We start from the raw sequence: 3,358 nt of genomic DNA, 5'->3' as shown, positions 1-3,358 counted from the left end.
TACAAGGCGGGCGCTCCTCCCAGGAGCCGAAGAGGCGGCGGCGGCGCGGGGTCCCGTGTGGAGCGGGACGTCCGCGTCGCCTCCCCCCGCACCGGGCGGAGGGGTCTGGCGAAGGCGGCGCGCGTCGGTGGGCGCTGCCGGAAAGCGCGGGGACCGGTCGGCGCGGCGCCACGCCGGACCGGGTGCGCCCGAATTCCGCCGGGCGCGGTGAACGCGCCGAACGCTCCCCTGAACGTTCGGCCGAAGAATTGCGCGAGCTGTTCCGCGGTCACCGGACAACCGGAGAACCGCCGATCCGGGGAATTCCGGAAATCAGCTTCGGAAAAGGCGGGGGCGAGCCGGGGGACCTCTCCCCCACCACCCGCCGCCGCTCCCCGCGCGTCCGCGCCGCCCGCCACGACCCGGTGCGCCCAGCGCACCCGGCCGCCGGGGAACGACCCGGTGACGAGAAGAGCCGCCCTCCCGGTTCTCCCAGGTGGGCGGCTCCCGCACGGCGTGACCAGCGCGTGGTCACGGTGGGGAGCAGGCGCCGCCCAGGAGCAGGGGCAGCCGCCACGACAGGAGCGGGCAGGGCAGGAAGCCGGTGATCTCGCGGCTCGGCAGTCGCAGCCGTCCCTGGAGTTTCGCTTCCACCATCACCCGCTTCACCACGACCACGACCCTCCGCCTTTCCGCTGCGCTGACAGGAAGGAGTATGCCCCACCCCGTTCCGGGGGCGCAATGCTTTTTGCGGGTGGAGTGGAAAACACCCGGACGCCGTTCGGAATGCGCGCGACCTGCCGTCGGCGCGCGGACGCCCGGCCTGCCGCCCGCGCGCCCCTATGATCGCCCAATGGCCACCATCGCCGACGTCGCCCGTGCCGCCGGGGTCTCGCCGAGCACCGTGTCGTACGTGCTGTCGGGCAAGCGGACCATCTCGGAGGGCACGCGGTTGCGGGTCGAGCGCAGCATCCGCGAGCTGGGGTACCACCCCAACGCGGGCGCGCGGGCGCTGGCGAGCAGCCGGACCAGCGTGCTCGCCCTGGTCGCGCCGCTGCGCAAGGACCTGAACGTCCCGGTGGTGATGCAGTTCGTCGGCGGCGCGCTGGAGCGGGCCCGCGCGCACGGGCACGACCTGCTGCTGCTCACCGAGGACGAGGGCGCGGACGGGCTGCGGCGGGGGGCCAGCGCCGCGCTGGCCGACGCGATCATCGTGATGGACGTGGAGGCCAGCGAGCCGAGGGTGCCGGTGCTGCGGGCGCTGCCGCTGCCGTCGGTGCTGATCGGGGTCCCGGACGACGCGTCGGGGCTCACCTGCGTGGACCTGGACTTCGGGGCGGCGGGCGCGCTGTGCGTGGAGCGGCTCGCGGACCTGGGGCACCGGGAGGTCGCGCTGATCGGGCCCGCGCCGTCGGTGTACGAGCGCGGGACCAGTTACGCCAAGCGGTTCCTGGCCGGGTTCACCGGCGCGGCGCGGGTGCGGGGCGTGCGGGCGGTGGTGCTGCGGTGCCCGCCGAACTACGACGGGGTGCGCGAGTGCCTCGACGCGACGCCGGACTCGGTGACGGGGCTGGTGGTGCACAACGAGGCGGTGCTGGGGGCGGTGCTGGCCGAGCTGGCGCGGCGGGGGCGGCAGGTGCCGGGGGACGTGTCGGTGCTGGCGGTGTGCCCGCGCGACATGGCCGAGACGCAGGTCGTGCCGATCAGCTCGGTCGACCTGCCCGGCGCGGAGCTCGGGGCGCTGGCGGTGGACCTGGCGCTGGGGGCCTCGCGGTCCGGGGTGCGGTTGGTGGAACCGGTGCTGACCGAGCGGGCCACCACGGCGCGCGTTCGGGGGTAGTCGGCGCGGACACGGGTCGCGGGCGGGGTGGAATGCCGGATTTCGCTTGCGCGCGAACGGTTGTCGGGGCGACCCTCGCGGGCGGGGAACCGCGTCGGGGGACCGGTTCCGCGTTCGTCGCACTCGGGGGGGCAGACCGTGCCGCGCATGCGCATCCACTTCACCGACGCCGACCTGGTCAGGACACGGCTGAAGCTGGAGCGCGACCTCATGTGGGAGGTCGTGAGCAGCGTGCAGGTGTTGCAGCACGAGGAGTGGCGGGTCTTCTTCGACCCGTGGCGGCGGGTGGTGCGGGAGCGGGTCCGCCGTGATCCGGGGGTGCGGGCGGCGGTGCGGTCGCTGGTCGCGGTGGCGCCGCACGCGGCGTACTTCCCGGACTTCCTGACGCCCGCGCAGGAGCGGGAGGGGATCGGGGCCGCGGTGGAGGCGGTGCTGACCACGCCGGTGGAGCGGGTTCGGGCCGTGGTGGCTTCGATCGGGGGGGGGGGGGCCGGGGCGGCGCGGTGGTTGGGCGGGCTGGCCGAGGGGCGGGTCGAGGCGTACCGGCACCTGGAGCGGTCGCTGCGGGTGTTCCACGACGTGCTGCTGACGCCGCTGCTCCCGGCGGTGGACAGCGCCCTGCGGGCCGAGTGCGTGGCGGGGAGCCACCACTACCTGCGGGACGGGCCGGAGGGGCTGCTGCGGTGGCTGCCGGGGGCCAGGTGGGAGCCGCCGGTGCTGGTGGTGGACTACCCGGTGGACCGGGAGCTGCGGCTCGGCGGGCGGGGGCTGCTGCTGATCCCGTCGTACTTCTGCGTCTTCCACCCCGTGGCGCTGGCCGATCCGGGGCTGCCGCCGGTGCTGGTGTTCCCGGTGCGGAGCTCCTCGCGACTGCTGGGGGTGGAGCGCGGGGCCGGGGACCACGTGTCGTCGCTGCTGGGGCCGACGCGGGCGGCGGTGCTGCGGGCGGCGGTGAGCGGGCCGACGACGGGTGGGCTGGCGCGGCGGTTGGGGGTCTCGCCCGCGACGGTCAGCCACCACACGGGGGTGCTGCGGGACGCGGGACTGGTGTCGACCGAGCGGTGCGGGAACTCGTCGGTGCACCGGGTGACGCCGCTGGGGATGGCGGTTCTGGCCTGAGAGCGGCGCTGAGCCGGGGGTGACGCCGAGCCGGGGGCGCGCGTGGTGGCGGGCTCACCGCCGGATCACCGGGCGGGACCCGCGCGGTCCCCCGTCCCGGCGCGCGCGACACGCGCCGGGACGGGGAGGGCGTCACCAGCTGACGCTTCCCGCCTCCGCGACGCCGTTCTCCGCGTCGACCGACCGGCCGCCGGGCAGCACGAGCCGCCAGCGCTCGGGCGGGTTCTGCGCGGTCGCGCGGACGGTGTCGCCGTCGCGGTGGACGGTGAAGCGCGACTCGCCCACGCGGACCTCGGTGGCGCTGCCGTCGGCGAGCTCGTGGCAGTGCAGGGAGACGCCCTCGGCGTGGTCGTAGTCCGGGCGGTCGTCCACCGCGCCGACCGGGACCACCGCGCCGGGGCGCACCAGGAGCGGGATCGA

The 3,358-nt window shown here is 76.0% G+C and carries 3 protein-coding genes and 1 pseudogene; 2 read left to right on the top strand and 2 right to left on the bottom strand.

The annotated features are described in order from the left end of the window. Window positions 1–510: 510 nt before the first annotated feature. Window positions 511–657 (bottom strand): hypothetical protein, encoded by a 147-nt coding sequence (locus ACTUAL_RS30970; protein WP_440902711.1) that lies wholly within the window; start codon window positions 655–657, stop codon window positions 511–513. Between the two features lie 175 nt (window positions 658–832). Between ACTUAL_RS30970 and ACTUAL_RS30965 the strand changes: the two genes are divergently transcribed. Together ACTUAL_RS30965 and ACTUAL_RS30960 are read left to right on the top strand one after the other, a co-directional pair. After that, window positions 833–1,819, top strand: coding sequence for a LacI family DNA-binding transcriptional regulator (locus ACTUAL_RS30965; protein ID WP_440902710.1), 987 nt, complete (start codon window positions 833–835; stop codon window positions 1,817–1,819). A 147-nt stretch (window positions 1,820–1,966) separates the two neighbouring features. Beyond that, the gene (locus tag ACTUAL_RS30960) at window positions 1,967–2,938 is read left to right on the top strand and encodes an ArsR/SmtB family transcription factor (RefSeq protein WP_440902709.1); all 972 of its coding nucleotides are present in this window, start codon (window positions 1,967–1,969) and stop codon (window positions 2,936–2,938) included. A gap of 132 nt (window positions 2,939–3,070) precedes the next feature. Here the strand turns inward: ACTUAL_RS30960 and ACTUAL_RS30955 are convergent. Continuing rightward, window positions 3,071–3,358, bottom strand: a pseudogene (locus ACTUAL_RS30955) (alpha-xylosidase); the annotation flags it as partial.

This window comes from Actinosynnema sp. (assembly GCF_052038725.1).
Note: the sequence above shows the minus strand (reverse complement) of the source record. Positions and strands in the feature narration are given on the sequence as shown.